A 23,280-nucleotide genomic window follows, 5' to 3' on the forward strand; every position below is an offset into this window, starting at 1 on the left:
TCCGGGCAGTTTAGCATTGCTTCTCAAATGGCCCGGCTCTTTCTTCTCTTTAGCTTCTCGGCTACCCTTGCTGTTTTTCTTCAGAGGCTATCCGCATGTCTTCTCAGGCTTCCCCCTCTCAGGTTTATCGCTTGACCCAATACAGCCACGGTGCGGGCTGTGGTTGCAAGATTTCGCCTGGGGTTCTCAACCAGATTCTGGAGAAGGCCGGGCGTTCTCTGCCGGACCCCCGGCTTTGGGTGGGTAATGATTCCCGTGATGATGCCGCAGTTTTTGCCTTGAATGATGAGCAGGGTGTGGTGTCGACCACGGATTTTTTCATGCCCATTGTTGATGATCCTTTTGATTTCGGGCGGATTGCTGCAACCAATGCCATCAGTGATATCTATGCCATGGGGGCCAGGCCGCTAATGGCGATTGCCATTCTGGGTTGGCCGGTGGATCTTTTGCCTGCTGAAGTCGCCGGGGAAGTGGTGGCAGGTGCACGGCATGTTTGTGATGCTGCGGGCATAGCTCTGGCCGGTGGTCATTCCATTGATGCCCCGGAGCCGATTTTTGGCCTGGCAGTGACGGGTCTGGTGGAAAAACGGTTCATGAAGCGCAATGATACCGCCCGTGAAGGAGATCGCCTGTATCTGACCAAGCCGCTGGGGATTGGCATTCTCACCACGGCTGAAAAGCAGGGCAAGCTGAAGCCGGAGCATAAAAATCTTGCGCGGGATCTGATGTGTCAGCTCAATACGCCGGGTCTGGAATTTGCCAAACTGGAAGGCGTTCATGCCATGACGGATGTCACCGGTTTTGGCTTGATGGGCCACCTGGTGGAAATGGCCGATGGCAGTGGCTTGACGGCTCACCTCAAGGCTACGGCTGTTCCCCGCCTGGAGCCGGTTGAAGACTACCTGCAACAGGGCTGTGTTCCCGGCGGAACCGGGCGCAATTTTGACAGCTATGGTCACCGCCTCGCCCCGATGGATGACTTGCAGCGCCAGCTTTTCTGCGACCCCCAGACCAGCGGTGGTTTATTGCTGGCTATAGCGCCCGAGGCAGAAGATGAATTGCAGCAGTTGGCTTCGCGCCTCAATCTCAATCTGGAGCCCATCGGTGCAATGCAAGCCGCCGGTACTCTGGCGGTTGAGGTCGTCTGATGCCGGAACTGGTTGATCACTATCGCGAAATTTTGCTGTCCGGCGCACCTCTGATGGATACCCGTGCCCCTGTGGAGTTTGATCTGGGCAGTTTCCCCACTGCTGAAAACCTGCCGCTGATGCTGGATGAGGAAAGGGCCGCCGTGGGCACCTGTTACAAGCAGAAGGGTCAGGAAGCGGCGATTCGTCTGGGGCATGAGCTGGTTCACGGCAAGATCAAGGAACAGCGGGTTGCCGCCTGGGTGGATTTTGCCCACCGTCACCCGGAAGGTTATCTTTTCTGTTTTCGCGGTGGCCTGCGTTCGCAGTTGGTTCAGCAGTGGATGGCCGAGGCCGGGGTGAAGTATCCGCGCATTGCCGGAGGCTACAAGGCGCTGCGACGTTTTCTGATTGATACCACTGATCAGGCCATGGCGGATTGTTCGCTGCTTCTGGTCAGTGGCATGACCGGCACCGGCAAAACCGAGCTGCTGATGCGCCTGAATCATGCCGTGGATCTGGAAGGTCATGCCCAGCATCGCGGTTCCAGTTTTGGTCGTCATGCCCACCCGCAACCTACACCGATTAATTTTGAAAATGCTCTGGCGGTGGATCTTTTGCACCAGCGCCATGCCGGTCACTCGCAACTGGTGGTGGAGGATGAAAATCAGACCATCGGGCGACTGGCCCTGCCGCAGAGCCTGATTCGCAAGATGGAAGTCAGCCCACTGGTGGTTCTGGATGCCCCTTTTGCCGAAAGAGTGGAGCGGATTCTCAAGGATTATGTGATTGACCTGCGCGGTGAATTTCTCGACCAGCAAGGTTTGGAAGCAGGGCATGCCGCCTTTGCGCAACATCTGCAGGCGGCGATGGATCGCATTCGCAAACGCCTGGGCGGGGAGCGCCACCAGCGCCTGAGCCGGATACTACAGGAAGCTTTGGCCTGCGGGGATTTTTCCGCCAGCCTGGATCAACACCGGCAATGGATCACCACACTGCTGGAAGAATACTATGACCCCATGTACCACCACCATGAAAAGCAAAAGCAGGGGCGCCTTGTCTTTCGGGGAGAAGCCCAGGCCGTGGAGGATTTTATCCGCCAGCAGTATCCGGGGTGAAAACCTTTGGAATTCTTCCGGCTTCTGGTAGACTGCGCTCCCATCTAAAACTTTTCCTCCCTGTACCTTTTGTCGGCCTGCAAGGGCTGATGCTGATCTATTTTTGGACGGTGTTCATGACGCGTTACATTTTCGTGACTGGTGGTGTGGTTTCTTCCCTGGGCAAGGGCATCGCCTCGGCTTCTTTGGCAGCTATTCTGGAAGCACGTGGCTTGAAGGTCACGATCATGAAGCTGGACCCTTATATCAACGTGGACCCCGGCACCATGAGCCCTTTCCAGCATGGTGAGGTGTTTGTCACCGAGGATGGTGCCGAAACCGATCTGGATCTGGGGCATTATGAGCGTTTTATCCGTTCACGCATGACCCAGAAAAACAACTTCACCACCGGGCGTGTCTACGAAAGTGTTCTGCGCAAGGAGCGCCGCGGTGATTACCTGGGTGGTACGGTGCAGGTGGTTCCGCATATCACCGATGAAATTCAGCGCCGGGTGGTGGAAGGTGCCGAAGGCTTTGATGTGGCCCTGGTGGAAGTGGGCGGTACGGTCGGTGATATTGAGTCTCTGCCTTTTCTGGAAGCCATTCGCCAGTTGCGCGTTAAGGTGGGCTCCCAGAACGCCTTGTTTATGCATCTCACCCTGGTGCCCTACATCAAGACCGCCGGTGAAACCAAAACCAAACCCACCCAGCATTCAGTGAAAGAGCTGCGTTCCATCGGTATTCAGCCGGACATCCTGATCTGCCGTTCGGATGTGGAAATTGAAGCCAACGAGCTGCGCAAGATTGCCCTCTTCACCAATGTTGATGAAAACGCAGTTATTTCCCTGCCGGATGCTGACACGATTTATCGCATTCCTTCCATGCTGCATGAGCAGGGTCTGGATGAAATCGTGACCGCCAAGTTCAATCTGGATTGCCCGCCAGCAGATCTCTCCGAATGGGTGCAGGTGGTGGATGGCAAGCTGAATCCGCAGAAAACCGTGAAGATTGCCATGGTCGGCAAGTACATGGAGCTGCTGGATGCTTATAAATCCCTGATCGAATCCATCATTCATGCCGGTATTCACACCCGCACCAAGGTGGAAATTGATTACATCGACTCCGAAGAAATTGAACGCAAGGGCACGGATCGTCTGGCCGAAAAGGATGCCATTCTGATTCCCGGTGGCTTTGGTGAGCGCGGTGTGGAAGGCAAGATTTTGACCGCTCAGTTTGCCCGCGAAAACAAGATTCCTTACCTGGGCATTTGCCTGGGTATGCAGGTAGCGGTGATTGAGTTTGCCCGTCATGTCGCCGGTTGGGAGGATGCCAATTCCACTGAATTCACCCTGGATACCCAGCACCCGGTCGTTGGCCTGATCACTGAATGGCTGACCCCCGAAGGCAAGATAGAAACCCGCGATACCAACTCGGATCTGGGCGGTACCATGCGCCTGGGCGGTCAGGTTTGTCATCTGGAAGAAGGCACCAAAGCCAGAGCAACCTATGCCGCGGAAAATATTGTCGAGCGCCACCGCCACCGTTATGAAGTCAACAACCAGTTTATCGGTGAGCTGGAAAAAGCCGGTTTGGTGGTTTCCGGTCGCAGTGCTGACAAGGCGCTGGTGGAAATGGTTGAGCTGCCCGATCACCCCTGGTTTGTCGCCTGCCAGTTCCACCCGGAATTCACTTCCACCCCGCGTGATGGTCATCCTCTGTTTACCGGCTTTATCAATGCCGCTCTGGATCAAAAAGCCCTGCGCAAACAAAATGCCTCAGGTGGAACTCCGGTATGAACAACCAGCAAGCCATTCAGGTTGCCGATCTGACTCTGGCCAATGATCGCCCCTTTGTACTTCTGGGCGGGATGAATGTGCTGGAATCCCGCGATCTGGCCTTAAAGATTGCCGAGCATTATGTGGAAGTGACCCAGAAGCTGGGCATTCCCTATGTCTTCAAGGCCAGTTTTGACAAGGCCAATCGCTCCTCGATTCACTCCTTTCGCGGTCCCGGTCTGGATGAAGGCCTGAAGCTGCTGCAGGAAATCAAGGACACCTTTCAGGTTCCGGTGATCAGTGATATCCATGAGATCGACCAGGCTGCTGCGGCTGCCGAGGTGCTGGATATTCTGCAACTGCCTGCATTTCTGGCGCGTCAGACGGATCTGGTCAAGGCTATGGCGGCAACCAGCAAGCCAATCAATGTTAAAAAGCCCCAGTTCATGTCACCCGGTCAGGTGGGCAATCTGGTGGAAAAATTTGCCGAGTGCGGCAATGATCAAATCCTGCTCTGCGAGCGCGGCAGCTGCTTTGGCTATGACAATCTGGTTGTGGATATGCTGGGTTTTGATGTCATGAAAAAAGTCAGCAACAACGCCCCGCTGATTTTTGATGTCACCCATGCGCTGCAGATGCGCGACCCCACAGGGGCTGCCAGTGGTGGGCGTCGCCAACTGACGCCGGAACTGGGCCGTGCCGGTATCAGCCAGGGCATTGCCGGGCTGTTTCTGGAAGCCCATCCCGAACCCAACCAGGCCAAGTGTGATGGCCCCTCGGCCCTGCCGCTGGACAAGCTGGAACCCTTCTTACAACAAATGAAGGCCGTGGATGATCTGGTTAAATCCCTGCCTGCATTAGATATCGATTAAAACCTTAATAACTGACAAAGAACCTGGAGACTTCCATTCATGGCTAAGATTATCGAGATTAAAGGACGCGAAGTACTGGATTCACGCGGCAACCCCACCGTGATGGCCGATGTCACCCTGGAAGGTGGCTTCAAGGGCAGTGCCTGTGCCCCTTCCGGTGCTTCCACCGGCTCACGTGAAGCTTTGGAACTGCGTGATGGCGACAAGAGCCGTTATCTCGGTAAAGGTGTCCTTAAGGCTGTGGCTAACGTGAATGGTGCGATTCGTGATGCCCTGCTGGGTCAGGATGCCACTGACCAGCAAGCCATCGACAAAATCATGCTGGATCTGGACGGCACGGATAACAAGGCCAAGCTGGGTGCCAATGCCATTCTGGCTGTGTCTCTGGCCAACGCCAAGGCCGCTGCTGCCGCCAAGGGTGTTGAGCTGTTTGAACACATTGCGGACATCAACGGCACGGCCGGTCAGTTTTCCATGCCTGTACCCATGATGAACATCCTCAACGGTGGCGAACATGCCGACAATAACGTTGATATTCAGGAATTCATGGTGCAGCCGGTTTCCGCACCCACTTTTGCCGAAGCCCTGCGTGCCGGTGCCGAGATCTTCCACGCCCTAAAAAAAGTTCTGAAAGACAAGGGCCTGAGCACCTCCGTGGGCGACGAGGGTGGTTTTGCTCCCAACCTGGCTTCCAATGCTGATGCTCTGGCGGTGATCAAGCAGGCCGTGGCGGCTGCCGGTTATGAACTGGGCAAGGACATCACCCTGGCGCTGGATTGTGCTTCCACCGAATTCTATAAAGATGGTCAGTATGATATGGCCGGTGAAGGCCAGAAGTTTTCTTCCGAAGGCTTCAGCGACTACCTGGCCAAGCTGTGCGAAGACTACCCGATTGTTTCCATTGAAGACGGTCAGGATGAGTCCGACTGGGATGGCTGGAAATACCAGACTGAAAAACTGGGCAGCAAGGTTCAACTGGTGGGTGATGACCTCTTCGTCACCAACACCAAAATCCTGAAAGAAGGCATCGAAAAGGGTGTGGGCAACTCCATCCTGATCAAGTTCAACCAGATCGGCTCCCTGACCGAAACCCTGGAAGCCATCAAAATGGCCAAGGAAGCCGGTTACACAGCGGTCATCTCCCACCGCTCCGGCGAAACCGAAGACACCACCATTGCCGACCTGGCCGTGGGCACCACAGCAGGCCAGATCAAAACCGGCTCCCTGTGCCGCTCGGATCGTGTTGCCAAATACAACCGCCTGCTGGTCATCGAAGAGCTTCTCGGCAGCAAGGCCCCCTACCCCGGCCTGAAAGCCATCAAGGGGCAGTAATACCTACTTGATCATGTAATTATGAAAGCCACCTTTCGAGGTGGCTTTTTTGTATCTGAGCGCTTCACCTTAAATAAAGTGCAGTATTCTGCACATCACACCTTCACCTCTACTGAAAAGTGCAGTATCCTGCTCAATATATTGTCAGTGGAGTCACCCTGTGCCCGAGTTGAAACGAACCGCTTTTTCGCCCGAAGAAAGAGACGCAGCTCTGGCTGAGCTTTTGCAGCAGCATTATCAAGAACAGCTCAGTACCGGCAAGCTACTGAAAACTCTGCGCCGTACTTTCTTTGGGCTCACCCAGGAAAAATACGCCAGGTTGGTGAAAATCAGTCGTCGAACCCTGGTACTTATTGAAAATGATGACTTCGATGGTGTGGCATTCCAGTCCGTTCAGCGAGCTTTTCGTCCTCTAGGCATGAAGTTTTTCATTGCCCCACTTCCTGACCGAAAGACTTTGCGTGAGCTGCTGCAGGAGAAAGCCCCATGAACGGTAAAACCCAGTTATTAAAAGAGCTGACTCTGCAACTCCATCTACCCTCATCGGGCTGGCAGGATTGCATGAAGCTGAAACTGGACGATCCAGAGCGCGGGCCTGCCGGGGCGGTTGAAGTTCACTATCTGGATGACTTTGCGACCACGGAAACAGCTCTGGAGAACTGGGGATGCAGAGGTTTGCCTGCTCCCTGGATACAAACGCCCCTGGAATATGCGACTTCTTATCATTTTAAGCAGTGGCCTACTTTCCTGATGGATTTGATTCCAACGGGAGCTGCGCAGAGATACTGGAAAGATTTTCTGGGGCTGCAGGGCTTCCCTGATTACCAGGTGGCGGCCTGGATGCTGCAAAGGGGAGCCATAGCACCGATTGGCAATTTGCGTATCCGCGAGGCTTTTGAATCGGGCCAGTTTGATAGCCAACCAACCGAGAGTTTCAGTTGGCTGCAGGCTTCCCAGCGTATGGATGACTTTGTAACCCATGCCAGCCAGAGAGGCATGATGATCAGTGGCGGGTCGGGGGCTGGTGGAGAGGCACCCAAAATTCTGCTGCGTATGGATCGTGGTCAAAAGACGGTCTGGGTTGATCCTCACCCGAACATTGAAAACCCCGATCTTTTCTATCTGGTGAAATTTCCGCGTCGCCAGGAAGGCAATGCACGACCAACTCAACGAGACATTGAGATTCTGAAAACCGAGTTTGCCTATTATCAGGAACTGGCTGATTTGGGAGTGAATACACTGGATGTTACCCAGATGCATCTACTGGAAGACAAGAAAACACAGCCGACCCTTTGGCTGCCCCGTTTTGACCGCCAGTTTCACTCTACAAATGATAGCTGGCAGTTACTCGGAGTTGAATCCATCAATGCAGCTCTTGGTTTAAGAAATGCTATTCGACATGAAGAGGTTTTACAGGGGTTAAAAATACTTTATGACAATCGCCCTGAAGATTTTGTCGAGGAATTTGAGGAACTGGCGAACGAATGGGTCAAGCGTGATCTGCTCAGCGTGCTTTTCGGCAACACAGATAACCATGGGCGCAACACCTCGGTTCTCAAGACCAGCAGGGGAATCCAGTTGGCACCGATTTATGACTTTGCTCCGATGGCCGCCGATGAAAGCAGCATTCATCGCACGATCAAGTGGGAATCATCAATTGAGCAAGGTGGAAGCTTCCACTGGCACCTTTTACCCGAGCACCTGGAGCAAAAAGAACTCGGTCATGCCGAAACCTTTCGCAAAACCCTGATTTCCACATTGGAGGCCTCAACAGGGCTTTATCAGCGCTTGCTGACCAGAGGTGTACCTGCCAAATTTTTGAAGTTGCCCAGACTTTCTCTGGATACCCTCGATCAGCGTATCCAGGACTGGCTTCGTCAGTTGCAGGAATAGCCATCCAGTCATTAAGGCGTATAATGCAGCCCCATGATTAAACTGCTGACTGCTTTTCTTGTTGTGCTTCTGGCCATCACCCAATACCGTCTCTGGTGGGGTGAGAATGGTCTGTTGGAGTTGCGCCAGCTACAAACCCAGGTGGCCAATCAGGAAGAGGAAAACCAGTTTCTGAGCAAACGTAATCAGCGTCTGGATGCCGAGGTGGGCGATTTGAAGGGCAGTATGGATGCGGTGGAGGAACGTGCACGTTTTGATCTGGGCATGATTGGTGAAGAAGAAACCTTTATCTGGTTGATCGGGGAGCCACCCCAGCAGTTTCAGTTATCGGAAAACCAGGAAAATCCACAATGACTTCCCGACCCCCTCAACTCTGGTGCTTGCTGCCCGCTGCCGGAATCGGTCAACGCATGGGAGCCGACTTACCCAAGCAGTATCTGCCTCTGGCGGGTAAAACCCTGTTGGAAGTGACGCTGGGAGTGATTCATCAGGCCTTTCCACAAGCCACGCTGATTCTGCCGTTGCATCCTGAAGATCGCTGGTGGCCGGAAGTTGAGCAGGATCTGAAACAAAACCACCCGGATCTTAAGCTGCTGACCTGTATCGGCGGCACGGAAAGAGCTGATTCGGTGCTGGCCGGGCTGGAGCTGTTGAGCAACCAGGCGCAGGCAGATGACTGGGTGCTGGTGCATGATGTCGCCCGCCCCTGTGTTTCCCGGCAGGATTTGCAGCAACTCTGGGATCATCTTCAGGACTCACCCTGCGGGGGTCTGCTGGCAGCCCCGGTGGCCGATACCATGAAACGCAGCAATGCTGATCAGAGAGTGATCGAAACTGTGGAGCGCAAACAACTCTGGCATGCGTTGACACCCCAGATGTTTCGTTTTGGCCTTCTGAAGCAGGCGCTGGAATCTGCTTTAAGTCAGGGACTGGCAATCACCGATGAAGCTTCAGCCCTGGAAGTCGCCGGTTATCAACCACAGCTGGTGGCCGGCAGTCGTAATAATCTGAAAGTCACTCTGCCCGAAGACTTGCCGCTGGCAGAAAAACTTCTCAAAAAGGATCAAGCCACCATGCGTATCGGTCAGGGTTTTGATGTTCATAAATTCGGCCCCGGTGATCATGTCATTCTGGGTGGCGTGAAAATTCCTTATGAGCAGGGATTGGTTGCCCATTCCGATGGCGATGTACTGATTCATGCCCTCTGTGATGCTCTGCTGGGGGCTTGTGCACTGGGGGATATCGGCCACCACTTCCCCGATGATGACCCGGCTTATGCCGGTACCGACAGTCGTGAGTTGCTGCGCCAGGTGATGCAGGCGGTCAACGCAAAAGGCTACCGTCTGGTCAATGCGGATATGACCCTGATTGCCCAGGCTCCGAAAATGGCCTCTCATTTACCTGCCATGTTGGAAAAACTCGCCGAAGACCTGCAAACCTCTGTAGACAACCTCAACATCAAGGCCACCACCACGGAAAAACTGGGCTTCACCGGGCGCAAGGAAGGCATTGCCGCTCAGGCTGTTGTGCTGTTGGAAAAATCATGAAGGATGAACAACTGACAGAATTACGCAAGGCAGCTGGTTCTGAACTGCCCAGAGCCTGGCCTGCCTCGCCTTGGAAAGGTCTGTATCGCTGCTCCCCCGAGGATTTTCAGGTTGAAGAGGAACTCGGGTTTGAGCCAGATGGAGAGGGTGAGCACTTGTTTTTGTGGGTGGAAAAAACCGGCACCAATACCGGTTTTCTGGCCGAAGAGCTGGCCCGCCGAGCCGATATTCCGGCAAAAAATGTCAGCTTTTCCGGCCTGAAGGATCGCCATGCCGTCACGCGCCAGTGGTTTTCCCTACATCTTCCCGGCCAGGCCGACCCGGAGCTTAGCCAGCTCAACAGTGATCACTGGCAGGTTCTAAAGGCCGTTCGTCATTCCAAAAAGCTCAAACGCGGTGTGCATCGCGGCAATCATTTTCGTTTACGCATTCGGATTGATCAGGCGGATGCTTCTACCGGCGACTGGCTGGAAGAACGCTGGAAGCTGCTGCAAGAAAAAGGGGTACCCAATTATTTCGGTCCCCAGCGTTTTGGGCAGGGCGGACAGAACATTAACCGTGCCCTGCAATGGCTAACGGCCACGGGCAAACGACGCAAAGCCCGGCGTCAGGACAAAAGCCTTTGGCTCTCCAGCCTGCGCAGTGCCCTGTTTAATCTGTGGCTGGCGGAAGCCATCGCAAAAGGTGACTGGAATCAGGCGCTGCAAGGTGGTTGCTTTAATCTGGCAGCCAGTCGCAGCCGTTTTTCCGCAGGCCCGGAAGAGGTGCTTGAAGCGATTCAGACAAGAGTGGATCAACTGGATCTTCACCCCACCGGACCGCTAGCCGGGCAAGGTCGCCCTGAAGTGGCCGATCAGGCGCTGGAGCGCGAACAGGATTTTTTCACCCCCTGGCAAGAGCTGGTTGAGCTTCTGGCCAATCAGGGGCTGCATCAGGAAAGACGCAGCCAGCGCCTGGTGCCGGAACAAACCGGCTTTGTATGGGAGGCTCCCTGGTTGACCCTGGGCTTTTATCTGCCTGCCGGAAGTTTTGCCACCAGCCTTTTGCGGGAAATCGTCAAGGCTCAGGATGCCCAGCAATCAGATTATGGTAAGCTACTGAAATGCAGCCAATAAAACTACTTTTATCCAATGATGACGGGGTTCATGCCGAAGGTCTGGCCACCCTGGCCGATGCCGTTAAAGATCTGGGTGAAATCCAGGTGGTGGCACCGGATCGCAATCGCAGTGGTGCCAGCAACTCTCTGACGCTGGACAGACCCCTGAAACCCCAACAGCTCAGCAATGGTTTCTGGTCGGTGGATGGCACTCCCACCGATTGTGTGCATCTGGCGGTGGGCGGTTTGTTTGGTGAGCAGCCGAATCTGGTTTTATCCGGCATCAATCATGGGGCGAATCTGGGTGATGATGTGCTTTATTCTGGCACCGTGGCAGCAGCCACCGAAGGTCGTTTTCTTGGTTTGCCAGCCCTGGCTTTTTCTCTGGCGGGCAGCAACAATTTGGCCACAGCCGCTCAGGTGGTGCGCAAGCTGGTACAGGTTTTTCTACACAACCCTGAAGCCTTGAAACTACCGGCTCGCAGTCTCTTGAACATCAATATCCCGGATGTGCCCGCCTTTGCCTTGAAGGGCTACAAAATCACCCGCCTGGGCCATCGTGGCCGAGGTGAAAAACCCGTTGAAGTTCTGAACCCTGCCGGACAGAAGCACTACTGGATTGCACCACCCGGTGATGCGCTGGAAGCAGGACCGGGCACGGACTTTCATGCCATCAGCGAAGGCTATGTTTCCATTACTCCGCTACAGTTTGATATGACCCGTCACGAAAGCCTTGATCAGGTGCAAGCATGGTTGAACTCCTGCAATTAACTCCAGAGCTTCAGGGAATCGGTTTTACATCCCAGCGCACTCGCAACCGCATGGTGGATCGCCTGGCCCAGTCGGGCATCAGCCATCCCCATGTTCTGGAAGCTTTGCGCCGACTGCCCAGGCACCTCTTCGTGGATGAAGCCCTGGCTCATCGTGCTTATGAGGATACGGCTCTGCCCATAGGGCTGGGTCAGACTTTGAGCCAACCCTATATTGTCGCGCGCATGACGGAGCTGCTGCTGGAGGTTAAACCGCAAAAGGTGCTGGAAATAGGCACCGGCTCAGGATTTCAATGCGCTCTGCTGGCCTGCCTGATACCTGAAGTTCACAGCATTGAGCGGCTGGAGCCCCTGCTTGAAAAAGCCCGTCAACGTCTGAAAAATCTGGGCCTGAAAAATGCCCAGGTCAGTCATGGTGATGGGCAGTTGGGGCTGACTTCCCATGCCCCGTTTGATGGCATCCTGGTCACCGCAGCACCAAAAGACATCCCTTATGAGCTGACTGAACAGCTGAATGAAGGAGGTCGCCTGATCCTGCCCCTGGGCGATGAGGTGCAAACCCTGTGTGTGCTGGATAAGAAAGATGGAAAACTGGTTCGTCAGGATATGGAACCAGTTCGCTTTGTCCCCCTACTTCCCGGAGCCCGTTAATGCGCGCTTGGCAAATCTTTATTCGTGGCATGGCCATGGGTGCAGCTGATCTGGTTCCCGGTATTTCCGGTGGCACCATTGCTTTTATCACCGGCATTTATGAACGCCTGATCAATGCCCTGCGCAGCTTTGACTGGCGACTTTACAGCACCTGGAAACAGCAGGGTCTGAAGGGAGTCTGGCAAAGCATTGATGGCTTCTTTTTGGCCAGTCTTCTGGGGGGGGTGCTGACCACCCTGGTATTGCTCTCCCACCTGATCAGCTGGCTTCTAACTACCTATCCCTATCAATTGGATGGTTTTTTCTTTGGCCTGGTGACGGGTTCTGCCCTTGTTATTTCACGGCAGATTACCCGCTGGACTTTGGCCCATCTGTTTTTTATGGGGCTGGGGGCACTTTTTGCCAGTTTTATCAGCTTATTGTTACCCAGCATGGGCAATATTACCGGCACCACTTTCTTTTTCGCCGGGATGATTTCCATCTGTGCCATGATTCTGCCGGGTATTTCCGGTAGTTTTTTATTGCTGGTCATGGGGCTTTATGCACCTTTTGTCGAGGCCATCAAAAACCTGCATTTTGTTTTTCTACTGCCTTTTGTGGGTGGTGCTGTTTCCGGCTTACTGGTTTTTTCCCATGTTTTAGGCTGGTTGTTTGATCACTACCGAGCCGCCACTTTTGCAGCTTTGCTGGGGTTTGTCATTGCTTCCCTGAAACACATCTGGCCCTGGCAAATGCTGACCCGTTATCGAATCGGTGAAAATGACAAGGTGATCCCTTTAGACACACAAGTGTTACCGCCCTGGGAGTATTTCCAGATTACTGGGGAACCCTCCAACCTGATATCTGTCACAGCCTTTACCCTGATTGGCTGGCTGTTGGTGATTTATATGGCTCCGCATAAGGACTAAATAAGCCATACCTTAAATGGCATATTAATTGCTGCTTTTCAGGTAATACTCTTGACACACCATGGGAGTAGAACTGACCCTTGAAGCTAATCTTTAGCTTCGATGAGAAAAAGGAGCAGGGTGATGACAGACTTGAATAAAAAACAAGTATTGGAAACTGAAGAACTTTTACTGGATGCCAAGGAAGAAGAACTGCAGCTGGACGATCCGGAAATCGATACAGAAATCAGTGACGAAGAAGCCTTCGAACTGGCACTGGAAAATGAATCCCTCACCCCCAGCAGAAATCTGGATGCAACCCAGCTTTACCTCAATGAAATCGGTGCCTCCCCTCTGCTGACCCCCGAAGAAGAAGTCTACTACGGTCGTCTTGCTCGTAAAGGAGATCCTGCAGGGCGCTGTCGTATGATCGAAAGCAACCTGCGACTGGTCGTCAAGATTGCCCGCCGCTACAACAACCGTGGGTTGTCACTGCTGGATTTGATTGAAGAGGGTAACCTCGGCCTGATCCGGGCGGTTGAAAAATTCGACCCCGAGCGCGGCTTTCGTTTTTCCACCTACGCCACCTGGTGGATACGGCAAACGGTTGAGCGTGCGCTGATGAATCAGACCCGAACCGTTCGTCTGCCCATTCATGTCGTCAAAGAACTCAACACCTTCCTGCGTACTGCCAGAGAGCTTTCCCAGAAACTGGATCATGAGCCAACCCCGGAAGAAATTGCCGACCACCTGGGCAAACCGGTGGCTTTGGTCAAAAAATTGCTGGGCCTCAATGAACGCAATGCTTCTTTTGATTACCCTGCCGGTCAGAATGCAGACAAACCCCTGTTGGAAACCCTGGCCAGCGAAGAAGAATCCGACCCCCTGAACTCCATTCAGGATCAGGACATCAGCGTCAACGTTGAGCTCTGGCTGGATGAACTCAGTGAAAAGCAACGTGAAGTGGTCATCCGCCGTTTTGGTTTGCGAGGCCATGAAGCCACCACCCTTGAAGAGGTCGGTCAGGAAATTGGTTTAACCCGTGAAAGGGTTCGCCAAATCCAGATGGAAGCCCTGAAACGGCTGAGAAAAATGCTGGATCGTGAAGGAGTCGATCTGGAAGCGGTTATTTCCCACTGAATCACCAAGCCGACTGTCATCCAGTCGGCTTTTCTTTGTACGCATTTGCATACCTTGTTGAAGCATAAAGACAGAATCTTAGCCCAAATAATTTGATCTAAATCAAACTATAAATTCAACTGCTTGTTTTTTATGAGCTTTTCTTTCCGGTCGCTTTTCTCACCGCTTCTTTACCCCTCTTTTTTTCCTGGATAAAGCTGTTAACCTGAAGTTGTTGTCAGGGAGGCAGGAAGCTGGATAACAGGGAAAAGGTAGAAAGGAAGAGTGGAGGCCAAAGGAGGTAACGGATTACCTGGCAGGAAAACACTCAGGAACAGTTCTGGAGAACTGAATACCAGGCCGGTTAATTGGCAGCCAGGAAGGCCAGGAAACACCACCCCAAAGGAAACCAGTCAGGGAATATTGGTCAACAAGGACAGTCAATGGACATCCGGGCGGCTCCCAACAGCCGCCCTTATTTTTTTGTGCTATGATCCCTCCCCTTTCATCCACTCCTTGGTTACAGGCATTACTGGCATGCTGCGTCGTGTTCATTGGGTACTTTTTTTAGCTCTCAGCCTCTCTTGCTTTCCGGCAGCCGCTGAAGGCTTCAAACTCTCTCAGGTTGAGGTTCAGAAAATCCTGAACACCCAGGCAATCCAGGCACTCGACCCGGCAACCCCTGAAACACCAGCCAAACAGCCAGCCTCCAAATTCCAGCGTATGTCCAGAGAAACCCGCAATCTGGGCATCATGTCACTGGGTATCATGGCGATTATCTATGTGCTGCCTGAAGAGGCTTCCAACTGGGATCGCAGTGAAATGACACCGGATAAACTGGGTGATCGCTGGATCAGGCACAATCGAAGAGGCCCGGTCTGGGACAAGGATGACTGGCCCCTGAATTTTGTAGGTCACCCCTATTTCGGTGCAGCCTACTACGTTATGGCCCGTAATCAGGGTCTGACCGGCATGGAATCTTTTGGTTATTCCGCCTTGATGTCCACCTTTTTGTGGGAAATGGGGGTGGAGGCTTTTGCAGAGACTCCCTCAATCCAGGATCTTCTGGTCACTCCCATCATCGGCTCGATTGTTGGTGAAGGCTTTTATATCTGGGAGCAACGTATTCTCGATAATGATGGACTGCTCTGGGGTTCTCCTGCTCTGGGCTCGAGTGCTCTTTTTCTACTCAATCCGGCTGGCAGCGTCTCCAAGGGAATCAATCGCCTGCTGGGGGAGGAAGAAAATGGCTTTATCAAGGAGGCCAACAGCCAACTGGTTGTTCAACAGGCTAGAGTAGACCACTCAGGCGAGGCGACGCAGCCCGGTTGGGCTGGCGTACGTTTGCAGTTCAAATTTTAGTTAGAACGGTAAGTCAGGCTGAAATAGGCCTCACTGATGCTTTCCAGCTTGTTGCCTTCGACCAGTTGACTATCAATCTCCACCTGGAAACGGGTGTGCCTAACTCCGGTTTCCAACTGCCAGTTGTCTCCCAGCCTCCAGAAGGCCCCAGCCTGAACACCCAAACCTGGCCCCGTTTTATGAGCTTCAGTTTGATGCTTGTCGTTTAAATCAAAGTCGGCCAGCGCACCCTGCACCCCAGCAAAAGCAGTTGCACGCCTTCCCAGACTCCAAAGGCGATCATAGTGGGCACCAATCACCCGGGTATCCGCCTCATCCCAATCCCGAAAATCAAGAGAAGCATATATTCTTTTCTGCGGGTAAATAACACCTATCTGTACATCCTTGCCAAAGCTGGTGTCGCTGGGCAACTGATCCATAACGATTTCAGAAAAAGACAGGCTAATACCCACAAAGGGGTCGGGACGCCGAGGGTCAGCTTCAGCTTGAGCGCTTAGGCAAACGGTTATGCCAAGCAATGCCAGTAATTTTGATTGCATGCTTTACCTTCCATTGATTCAATCGCGGCAGTCTAGCCTTTTTTACCTGACGCTTCACCCTTCATCAGGTAAAATGACCTGAATCAACCTCCCTTTCTGCTGTACCGGAATCCTCATGTCTGTTTCTATCCGCAAGATTTTTGATTACCCCAAATACTGGGCAGAATGCTTTGGCATTGCTCCGTTTCTGCCCATGAGCCGTGAGGAGATGGATCTTCTGGGTTGGGATCGCTGCGATATCATTCTGGTCTCCGGGGATGCCTATGTCGATCATCCCTCCTTTGGCATGGCGGTGATCGGGCGCACTCTGGAAGCTCAGGGTTTTCGGGTGGGAATTATTGCCCAGCCGGACTGGCACAGCAAAGATGACTTCATGAAGCTGGGCAAACCGGAGCTGTTTTTTGGTGTCACCGCAGGCAACATGGACTCCATGATCAACCGCTATACGGCAGAGCGCAAAATCCGCTCCGATGATGCCTATACCCCCGGTGGTCTGGCAGGCAAGCGCCCGGATCGCGCCAGCCTGGTCTACACCCAGCGCTGCAAGGAAGCCTGGAGTGATGTGCCCATCGTCTTGGGCGGCATAGAAGCTTCGCTGCGCCGTATTGCTCATTATGATTACTGGCAGGACAAGGTACGCCGCTCCATCCTGCTGGATGCCAAAGCCGATATTCTGCTTTACGGCAATGCCGAACGCGCCCTAGTGGAAGTGGCTCACCGTATCGCCCAGGGTGAAGAGGTCAGCAGCATCACGGATGTACGCGGCACGGCTTTTATCCGCAAGGACACGCCCGAAGGCTGGCTGGAAATTGATTCCACGCGCATTGATCGCCCTGGCCGAGTGGACAAAATCATCAACCCTTACGTCAATACCCAGGACACCCAGGCCTGTGCAATAGAGCAGCAGAACAACGGCCTGGAAGATTCACAAACCGAACAAGCTCTGGAGCTGCTCACGGCTGAACAAGCCGCCGAACGTAAGCATCAGGAACGTCTGATCCGCGGTGAGCTGCGCGAACAAAGTGTTATTCGCCTGCCCAGCTTTGAAAAAGTTAGCAAAGACCCGGTGCTTTATGCCCATGCCAGCCGGGTGCTGCATCTGGAAACCAACCCCGGCAATGCCCGCGCTCTGGTGCAAAAACACATCGACCAGGATCTGTGGCTGAACCCACCGCCCATTCCTCTCACCACCGAGGAAATGGATGCGATTTTTGATCAGCCCTATGCCCGCGCACCGCATCCGGCTTATGGCAAGGAAAGGATTCCCGCCTGGGAAATGATCCGTTTTTCGGTCAACATCATGCGCGGTTGCTTTGGTGGCTGTACCTTCTGTTCGATTACCGAACACGAAGGGCGCATCATTCAGAATCGCTCGCAAGGCTCGATTATTCGGGAAATTGAAGCCATGCGTGACCAGATCCCGGAATTTACCGGCATTGTCTCCGACCTGGGTGGCCCCACCGCCAATATGTACCGCCTGGCCTGCAAAGACCCGCAAATTGAAGCAGCCTGCCGCAAGCCCTCCTGTGTTTACCCCGGCATCTGCCAGAACCTCAACACCGATCATTCCGCACTGATTGATCTTTATAAGGAAGCGCGCAGCCTGCCAGGTGTTAAAAAGGTACTGATTGCCTCCGGTCTGCGCTACGACCTGGCCGTGGAATCCCCGGAATACGTCAGGGAACTGGTCACACACCATGTCGGCGGCTATCTGAAAATTGCGCCCGAACACACCGAAGACGGCCCGCTGTCGAAAATGATGAAACCGGGAATCGGCAGTTTTGATCGCTTCAAGCAGATGTTTGACAAGTTCTCCAAAGAAGCAGGCAAGGAACAGTACCTGATTCCCTACTTCATCGCCGCCCACCCAGGCACCACCGATGAAGACATGATGAACCTGGCCCTGTGGCTGAAAGGCAATGGCTTTCGGGCCGATCAGGTGCAAGCCTTCTACCCCTCGCCCATGGCGACAGCAACAGCCATGTACCACAGTGAACGTAACCCGCTGAGACGCATCACCTACAAGAGCGAAAAACTGCTGGCCCTGAAAGGCGAACGCCAACGCCGCCTGCACAAGGCCTTCCTGCGCTACCACGATCCCAAAAACTGGGGTTTACTGCGCAAGGCACTCAAGGAAATGGGCCGCGCCGACCTGATTGGCTACAGCAAAAAACACCTGGTTCCGCCCACCGACCCCATCAAGGGCACTCCCAGGGCAGAGCAGTTTAAAAAAGGTGGCAAGCCCATGCTGACGCAACACACCAGCCTCCCGACCAAGGGCAAACCCGGCAAAAGAGCCAAGGGAAGCAGCAAGAAGAAGTGATCCAGTGCAGACTCTTGACTCTACCCTTTCTGGGTATCAATATACCCAAAAGGGGTATGTATAATGAAGACTTCCAAGACAAAGTCTGAAAACCAGAGCATCAGCATGCTGGATGCTCTCTTTGCTTCGACAAAACAAAAGGTGCTCGCCTTATTTTTCTGCCATCCTGAAAAAAGCTATCAGCTATCCGAAATCATCGCCAAAGCCAAGGCTGGATCAGGTTCGGTGCAAAGAGAAGTTCAGCGCTTAAAAGCAAGTCATCTAGTGAGCCTTCATCAAAAAGGCAGAGAAAAATACTACCAGGCCAACCCCCATTCTCCGCTTTTCAATGAGCTACATAGCCTTTTTGAAAAAACACGAGGCACGGAACAGCTCATCCTACATGCACTCCAGACTCTGGAATGCCGCCTGCAACTTGCATTGATTTATGGATCTTATGCCAAGCAAACGGACCACGCCAACAGTGACATTGACCTTCTGCTGATTTCAGATAGCCTTACTTTAGAAGAAGTTTTTGCAGCCTTGGAACCCGTAGAAAAACAGCTTGAACGGCAAATCAACCCAACTCTCTATACTCAAGTAGAGTTCAAAGTACGCCTGGAAAAGGGGCAGCCCTTTATTACAAGGCTACTTGCTGGGCCGTATAGGCTACTAAAAGGACACCCGGATGACATTTGAACAATTTGCCAACCTGGTTCGCATTGGACAGCTCAAGCAGGAAGTACCCAATAAATTGGAATTTGAAGGATTAGTTCACTCTGGCAAAGTGCGACTCAGTGATGCCCATAACACAGCCCTCAACCCTGAAAGTCGCTTTGACCTGGCCTACAACGCTGCCCACTCTTTGGCTCTGGCTGCTTTAAGAGCCAGGGGATATCGTTCAGAAAACCGCTACCTTGTATTTCAGTGCTTGCAGCACACCCTGGATTTACCTTCACACCAATGGCGAATTCTGGACAGCGCACACCGTAAACGCAACCTTGCCGAGTATGAAGGCAGTATTGATGTTGACGATCAGCTACTGGAAAGTCTGCTCAGGGTTGCAGATCAATTGTTGGAGCAGGTTTCTCAGATTAAAGAAATGGGAGCTTCCTGAAATAATGCGACTCACACAACGCGAAATTCAAGCCATCAAAGAGTCCGTTAAGGCCGTGTTTGGCTCAGATGCCCAGGTTTTCCTGTTTGGTTCCCGAGCTGACAACACCGCCAGAGGTGGTGACATTGACCTTCTAGTCAAGGTTGATCACCCTGTCGAGCAGCCCGCCCGGGATGTTGCCGGTGTTAAAGCAAAAATTATTATAAAGCTGGGTGAAGAGCAAAAAATCGACCTGGTGTTGGATGCACCGAACTTACCCAGAGCTGCGATTCACGATATTGCCAAGGAACAAGGAGTTGCTTTATGACTTTACCGCCGGATACTCGTAATCAAGGCATTTTGCAGCCAGCCTGATAGCACAGGTAAACAACCTACTGGAAGAATAACCCACGCAATTCGGGTAACAAGCTCTTCAGCTCGTCCTGGGTGTAAGCGACTGCTTCACCCTGCCCCCAGACCGGCCCTGGCCAGGTGGCATCGGTCTTGAAGCGGGCGATCACATGCAGATGCAACTGAGGCACCAGATTGCCCAGAGTCGCGACATTCAATTTATCCGGCTGGAAAAGTGACTGTAAGCCCTCACTGACCTGACGAACCTCCGACCAAAGCTGCTGGTAATCTTCAGCGGACAAATCCGTAATCTCCACCCGATCAGCCTGAGCAGGCACCAGCAACAGCCAGGGATAACGGCTGTCATTGATCAGCCGTAACTGGCACAAGGGAAGCTGACCCAGAAAAATGGAATCAGCTTCAAGGCGGGGATGGAGGGTAAAGGACATTGGGTTAGTTTCCATCAGTAATCAAAGTCCATGTCCATTTCTTCGGATTTATCGACTTTGACCTTGCCAGTGCTTTCATCGTCAGAGTCATCATCAGATTCCGGTTCTTTGAAATTACCTGAACCGAACTCATTATCAAAACCACTGCCGCCCTGTGACTTAAAACAATCCACTGTTCTACCATTTTTTTCAGACTTACAGCTATCTACATTAACATTGACATCTAACTTTGGAACACCTGTTCCCATCTGCATGGTAGCATTGGGTGCAATAATCCAGCCTTCAAGGGTTTTTTTGCCATCGCTATTATTACCACTTCCTTTTCCTGTATTGCCAGCACCAAAATAAACATCATCAGAGTTTTTGCTCACAATAATTACCTGTTTATCAGCATAGCTCTGGCTCATATCAATGCTCAAGTCACCCTCTAAAACCAGCAAATTTATCTTATCTGAGTCAAGAGAACCAGGATCTAGTGAGCTTCCAGAAGCAACTTTTTGGGCTGCAAAAACATCCGTATCTATAGTCTCAAAATAATCATCTTCATAGATGTCTTCCAGGTCATCAGCTGTTAAATCCTCAAACTTCTTACTTCCGCCAAGATCAAATAAATTATCAACATCATTGCTTTTATTTTGTATATTTATAGTTCCTGTCATAAAAGAACCAGGCTCAAGGGCTGGATCACCAACAAAAACATCAGCCACTATACTGCAAGCATCAGCAATTTCATTGCCTTCTTTATCTTTAGGTATTAAGTCCTCGTCTTGGCAAATTTGGTTCGTCGTGCCTTCAAAGCAAGCCAAGAAAGTTGCACCACTTTCAAACCACCAGTAGGTATCGGGCAATCCTTCTTTGCTGCTAAACAGCTTTTCATTTTCAGGGAAGCCCTTATCTCCCATAATTTCTGCCAACCTGGTGCTTTTAATTTCATCATTATTTTCTACTAAGCACTCACAAAACTCTTTTGTATTCTCTGTATCGTCTTTACAAATACCATCGGGTTTTTGGCCCGCTTCATTAATTTTCTGGCGCAGAGTGAGCAAGCCTGCTTCGGCTGCAGCTTGCAGGGTTGCCGTAGGTGCCTGGGACTGGGCTTGGCGGGTTTCCTGGCCAGTGCGTTCGGAGCTGGTGATGACGACTACACCGACAAAGAGCATCATCAGGAGAGCCAAAGGCAGTATAAAACCCTTCTCATTTTTCTTTTTTTCCATAGACATAGGCTTTCTCGATATTTGTGGTCTTGGTTAAACTAGCTATTATCTGGTTTACAAACATCTTTGGTTGAAGTTTCATTTGTACCATTCTGGGCACAGCCTCTTAAGTGACTACGCAGGGTGGCTGTAAAGGTGTGGTTCGGGTAGCTTTCCAGTTGCATAAATTCACCAGTATCAAATTCCAAGGTGACTTTAAGGGCAATGACTTCTGCATGGTCTGTAATTCCACTGCAAGGCCCATAGTCATTATCATCTTCTGTTATCTCCCTTCTGGGATCATAAAGCACACACTTCAAGTTGAAGCTTTCAATACCATAAGCAATCACTTCCTGACCTGCCCAATCAGGGTTACTACCATTCGTACTTGAAACTCGACAAACCAGTTGATTGCTGGCTGTATCTAAATAGTAGGTTTCGTAAAAATTCTCAGTTGGTGTTTGTCCGTTGCAACTACGACGGTCAGCGGCATTCTCCCGCTCTACAGAAAACCGGTTGTTACTGGTTTCTGCAACTCCAGTCTCATCCACCAACTTTTCAGCCGTTCTCAGGCTTCTACTAATTAGGCTAGTGGTGAAGCGCAGGGTTTCCTGAACTTGTTCATAGTCTCGTGTCAGTTGCTGAGCCTGGGTGATGGCTGTAAAGCTGGAGGCGATTCCGGCCATCATGAGTGCCCCTAAAGCCAGGGCAACCAGCATTTCCACCAGGCTAAAACCATGATTTGTTTGTCTGGATTTCATCATTCTTCGCAATCCCCATCCCGGTAATCAATCAGGAGGGTTTGTACGGTTTCCGAGCGACTGGGCTGAGGCGGTGTGATGGATAGTTCAAATTCCCAGTAACCACTGCTTTCTAGTTCACTCGAATCATAGTCAAGATCAGAATTCCAACCCCGTGCAGTGAGATTGTGATCGACTTGCCATTCACTCAACTGACCGTTAACAAGCTCTTTAACACTCGTATCATCAACATTGATATTGTCATCGGAGTCTGTTGGGGCCAGGGAATTCAAATAACAAATATTGGCCCTAAGCCTTTCCTGCATATCCTGAGCATAGAGGCCCGCAAGGCTGAGCTGATGGGCACGGAAGGCATCCTGCTGGGTGTAGGTTTGCATTAAAACCATACCCACCAGCCCGAAGGTGATAACAAAACCGGCCACCAGCACTTCAATCAAGCTGAAGCCTTGTTGTTTGTTAGTATCTGGCTTCATAACTCACACCCACTCTGGGTACTTCCCTGCTCGCGAACCATTATGCGGCCGTTAAAGCAGACATCAATGATTCTAGTTTGATTGTTAACAGCGACTTCCAGGTAAACATCTGTTGCACTTCCTGCTTTGCGATTACCCAAACGTTCAAAAACCAGGCGATTATCGTCAACATTGTTCAGGCTGACCTTGGCAGGTGAAGTCAGTTCCAGTGGGTTGGTGCGCCCGGTTGCCAGGTCCGTGCCCTCCTTCTCAAATACGGCCAAAAATGGCTCGGATGAAGCAGAACAGTCGGTTGACCCGGCACTGCTGACGGCGCAAAGACTAAAAGTGCCACGCCGGCGGGTGGCTTCATTTCGTGCAAACATCAGGGTTGCATAAACTTCATTGGTGGCCCCAATCAACCGGCTTTTTTCCAACAGACCCTGCCCTGCCGGGATGGCAATTCCAAACATCACACCGGCAATAGCCAGCACCACCAAGAGCTCCAGCAGGTTGAAACCTGCTTGTTGATGGAAAAGCTTGTCAGGTGGGTGTTGCTGCATAAGATGGCAATTTTTAGCGAGTTTAAACTCACTATATTCACCCAAT

25 protein-coding genes and 1 pseudogene are annotated in these 23,280 nt (G+C 52.2%); 20 read left to right on the forward strand and 6 right to left on the reverse strand.

Annotation, left to right across the window (positions count from 1 at the left end; translation table 11 throughout):
• Positions 1-95: 95 nt before the first annotated feature.
• From selD to LG323_RS07475, 16 genes and pseudogenes are all read left to right on the forward strand, one after another.
• Positions 96-1,148, forward strand: a complete 1,053-nt coding sequence (selD, locus tag LG323_RS07400) for a selenide, water dikinase SelD (protein ID WP_404420061.1) — start codon at positions 96-98, stop codon at positions 1,146-1,148.
• Entirely contained in the window at positions 1,148-2,245 is a 1,098-nt protein-coding gene (mnmH, locus tag LG323_RS07405; RefSeq protein ID WP_404420062.1) for a tRNA 2-selenouridine(34) synthase MnmH, read from the forward strand. Before selD ends, mnmH begins: the two co-directional genes overlap by 1 nt.
• Before the next feature lie 116 nt (positions 2,246-2,361).
• Positions 2,362-4,020, forward strand: a complete 1,659-nt coding sequence (locus LG323_RS07410; RefSeq protein WP_404420063.1) for a CTP synthase — start codon at positions 2,362-2,364, stop codon at positions 4,018-4,020.
• Positions 4,017-4,871, forward strand: a complete 855-nt coding sequence (gene kdsA / locus LG323_RS07415) for a 3-deoxy-8-phosphooctulonate synthase (protein ID WP_404420064.1) — start codon at positions 4,017-4,019, stop codon at positions 4,869-4,871. Before LG323_RS07410 ends, kdsA begins: the two co-directional genes overlap by 4 nt.
• A 39-nt stretch (positions 4,872-4,910) precedes the next feature.
• Positions 4,911-6,203: a phosphopyruvate hydratase gene (gene eno / locus LG323_RS07420; RefSeq protein WP_404420065.1), complete on the forward strand. Its 1,293-nt coding sequence runs from the start codon at positions 4,911-4,913 to the stop codon at positions 6,201-6,203.
• Between the two features lie 160 nt (positions 6,204-6,363).
• A complete protein-coding gene (locus tag LG323_RS07425) occupies positions 6,364-6,693 on the forward strand; it encodes a transcriptional regulator (RefSeq protein WP_404420066.1) in 330 nt (109 codons plus the stop codon).
• A complete protein-coding gene (locus LG323_RS07430) occupies positions 6,690-8,096 on the forward strand; it encodes a HipA domain-containing protein (protein WP_404420067.1) in 1,407 nt (468 codons plus the stop codon). Before LG323_RS07425 ends, LG323_RS07430 begins: the two co-directional genes overlap by 4 nt.
• Before the next feature lie 33 nt (positions 8,097-8,129).
• Positions 8,130-8,450, forward strand: a complete 321-nt coding sequence (gene ftsB, locus LG323_RS07435) for a cell division protein FtsB (RefSeq protein ID WP_404420068.1) — start codon at positions 8,130-8,132, stop codon at positions 8,448-8,450.
• 56 nt (positions 8,451-8,506) lie between these two features.
• Positions 8,507-9,094, forward strand: a pseudogene (locus LG323_RS07440) (2-C-methyl-D-erythritol 4-phosphate cytidylyltransferase); the annotation flags it as partial.
• Between the two features lie 75 nt (positions 9,095-9,169).
• A complete protein-coding gene (gene ispF / locus LG323_RS07445) occupies positions 9,170-9,643 on the forward strand; it encodes a 2-C-methyl-D-erythritol 2,4-cyclodiphosphate synthase (protein ID WP_404420121.1) in 474 nt (157 codons plus the stop codon).
• Positions 9,640-10,758: a tRNA pseudouridine(13) synthase TruD gene (truD, locus tag LG323_RS07450; protein WP_404420069.1), complete on the forward strand. Its 1,119-nt coding sequence runs from the start codon at positions 9,640-9,642 to the stop codon at positions 10,756-10,758. The genes ispF and truD overlap by 4 nt, the downstream gene beginning before the upstream one ends.
• A complete protein-coding gene (gene surE, locus LG323_RS07455; protein ID WP_404420070.1) occupies positions 10,746-11,510 on the forward strand; it encodes a 5'/3'-nucleotidase SurE in 765 nt (254 codons plus the stop codon). Before truD ends, surE begins: the two co-directional genes overlap by 13 nt.
• The gene (locus tag LG323_RS07460; RefSeq protein WP_404420071.1) at positions 11,489-12,160 is read left to right on the forward strand and encodes a protein-L-isoaspartate(D-aspartate) O-methyltransferase; all 672 of its coding nucleotides are present in this window, start codon (positions 11,489-11,491) and stop codon (positions 12,158-12,160) included. Before surE ends, LG323_RS07460 begins: the two co-directional genes overlap by 22 nt.
• Positions 12,160-13,068, forward strand: a complete 909-nt coding sequence (locus tag LG323_RS07465) for a DUF368 domain-containing protein (protein WP_404420072.1) — start codon at positions 12,160-12,162, stop codon at positions 13,066-13,068. The genes LG323_RS07460 and LG323_RS07465 overlap by 1 nt, the downstream gene beginning before the upstream one ends.
• Before the next feature lie 123 nt (positions 13,069-13,191).
• Positions 13,192-14,187 carry an RNA polymerase sigma factor RpoS gene (rpoS, locus tag LG323_RS07470; protein ID WP_404420073.1) on the forward strand — a complete coding sequence of 332 codons (996 nt, stop codon included), beginning with the start codon at positions 13,192-13,194 and terminating at the stop codon, positions 14,185-14,187.
• A gap of 516 nt (positions 14,188-14,703) precedes the next feature.
• Positions 14,704-15,528 (forward strand): DUF3943 domain-containing protein, encoded by an 825-nt coding sequence (locus LG323_RS07475; protein WP_404420074.1) that lies wholly within the window; start codon positions 14,704-14,706, stop codon positions 15,526-15,528.
• Here LG323_RS07475 and LG323_RS07480 read toward each other — a convergent pair.
• On the reverse strand, positions 15,525-16,067 hold the full coding sequence (locus tag LG323_RS07480) for a hypothetical protein (protein ID WP_404420075.1): 543 nt from the start codon (positions 16,065-16,067) through the stop codon (positions 15,525-15,527). The genes LG323_RS07475 and LG323_RS07480 overlap by 4 nt on opposite strands.
• 115 nt (positions 16,068-16,182) lie before the next feature.
• Between LG323_RS07480 and LG323_RS07485 the strand changes: the two genes are divergently transcribed.
• From LG323_RS07485 to LG323_RS07500, 4 genes are all read left to right on the forward strand, one after another.
• Complete coding sequence (locus LG323_RS07485; RefSeq protein WP_404420076.1) at positions 16,183-18,390, forward strand: YgiQ family radical SAM protein; 2,208 nt, start codon at positions 16,183-16,185, stop codon at positions 18,388-18,390.
• 63 nt (positions 18,391-18,453) lie between these two features.
• Positions 18,454-19,068 (forward strand): nucleotidyltransferase domain-containing protein, encoded by a 615-nt coding sequence (locus tag LG323_RS07490; protein ID WP_404420077.1) that lies wholly within the window; start codon positions 18,454-18,456, stop codon positions 19,066-19,068.
• Positions 19,058-19,486, forward strand: coding sequence for a hypothetical protein (locus LG323_RS07495; RefSeq protein ID WP_404420078.1), 429 nt, complete (start codon positions 19,058-19,060; stop codon positions 19,484-19,486). The genes LG323_RS07490 and LG323_RS07495 overlap by 11 nt, the downstream gene beginning before the upstream one ends.
• Before the next feature lie 4 nt (positions 19,487-19,490).
• Positions 19,491-19,793 (forward strand): nucleotidyltransferase domain-containing protein, encoded by a 303-nt coding sequence (locus tag LG323_RS07500; RefSeq protein ID WP_404420079.1) that lies wholly within the window; start codon positions 19,491-19,493, stop codon positions 19,791-19,793.
• A 64-nt stretch (positions 19,794-19,857) separates the two neighbouring features.
• Here LG323_RS07500 and LG323_RS07505 read toward each other — a convergent pair whose 3' ends face one another.
• The 5 genes from LG323_RS07505 to LG323_RS07525 are packed head-to-tail and all read right to left on the reverse strand — an operon-like array spanning position 19,858 to position 23,234.
• Positions 19,858-20,265, reverse strand: coding sequence for an HIT domain-containing protein (locus LG323_RS07505; protein WP_404420080.1), 408 nt, complete (start codon positions 20,263-20,265; stop codon positions 19,858-19,860).
• Positions 20,266-20,279: 14 nt separating this feature from the next.
• Positions 20,280-21,485 (reverse strand): hypothetical protein, encoded by a 1,206-nt coding sequence (locus tag LG323_RS07510; protein WP_404420081.1) that lies wholly within the window; start codon positions 21,483-21,485, stop codon positions 20,280-20,282.
• A 32-nt stretch (positions 21,486-21,517) separates the two neighbouring features.
• Complete coding sequence (locus LG323_RS07515) at positions 21,518-22,222, reverse strand: type II secretion system protein J (RefSeq protein ID WP_404420082.1); 705 nt, start codon at positions 22,220-22,222, stop codon at positions 21,518-21,520.
• Positions 22,219-22,692 (reverse strand): prepilin-type N-terminal cleavage/methylation domain-containing protein, encoded by a 474-nt coding sequence (locus tag LG323_RS07520; RefSeq protein ID WP_404420083.1) that lies wholly within the window; start codon positions 22,690-22,692, stop codon positions 22,219-22,221. The genes LG323_RS07515 and LG323_RS07520 overlap by 4 nt, the downstream gene beginning before the upstream one ends.
• Positions 22,689-23,234 carry a GspH/FimT family pseudopilin gene (locus LG323_RS07525; protein ID WP_404420084.1) on the reverse strand — a complete coding sequence of 182 codons (546 nt, stop codon included), beginning with the start codon at positions 23,232-23,234 and terminating at the stop codon, positions 22,689-22,691. Before LG323_RS07525 ends, LG323_RS07520 begins: the two co-directional genes overlap by 4 nt.
• Between the last annotated feature and the right edge of the window lie 46 nt (positions 23,235-23,280).

This window comes from Marinospirillum sp., from assembly GCF_044810985.1.
Lineage (GTDB): Bacteria > Pseudomonadota > Gammaproteobacteria > Pseudomonadales > Halomonadaceae > Marinospirillum.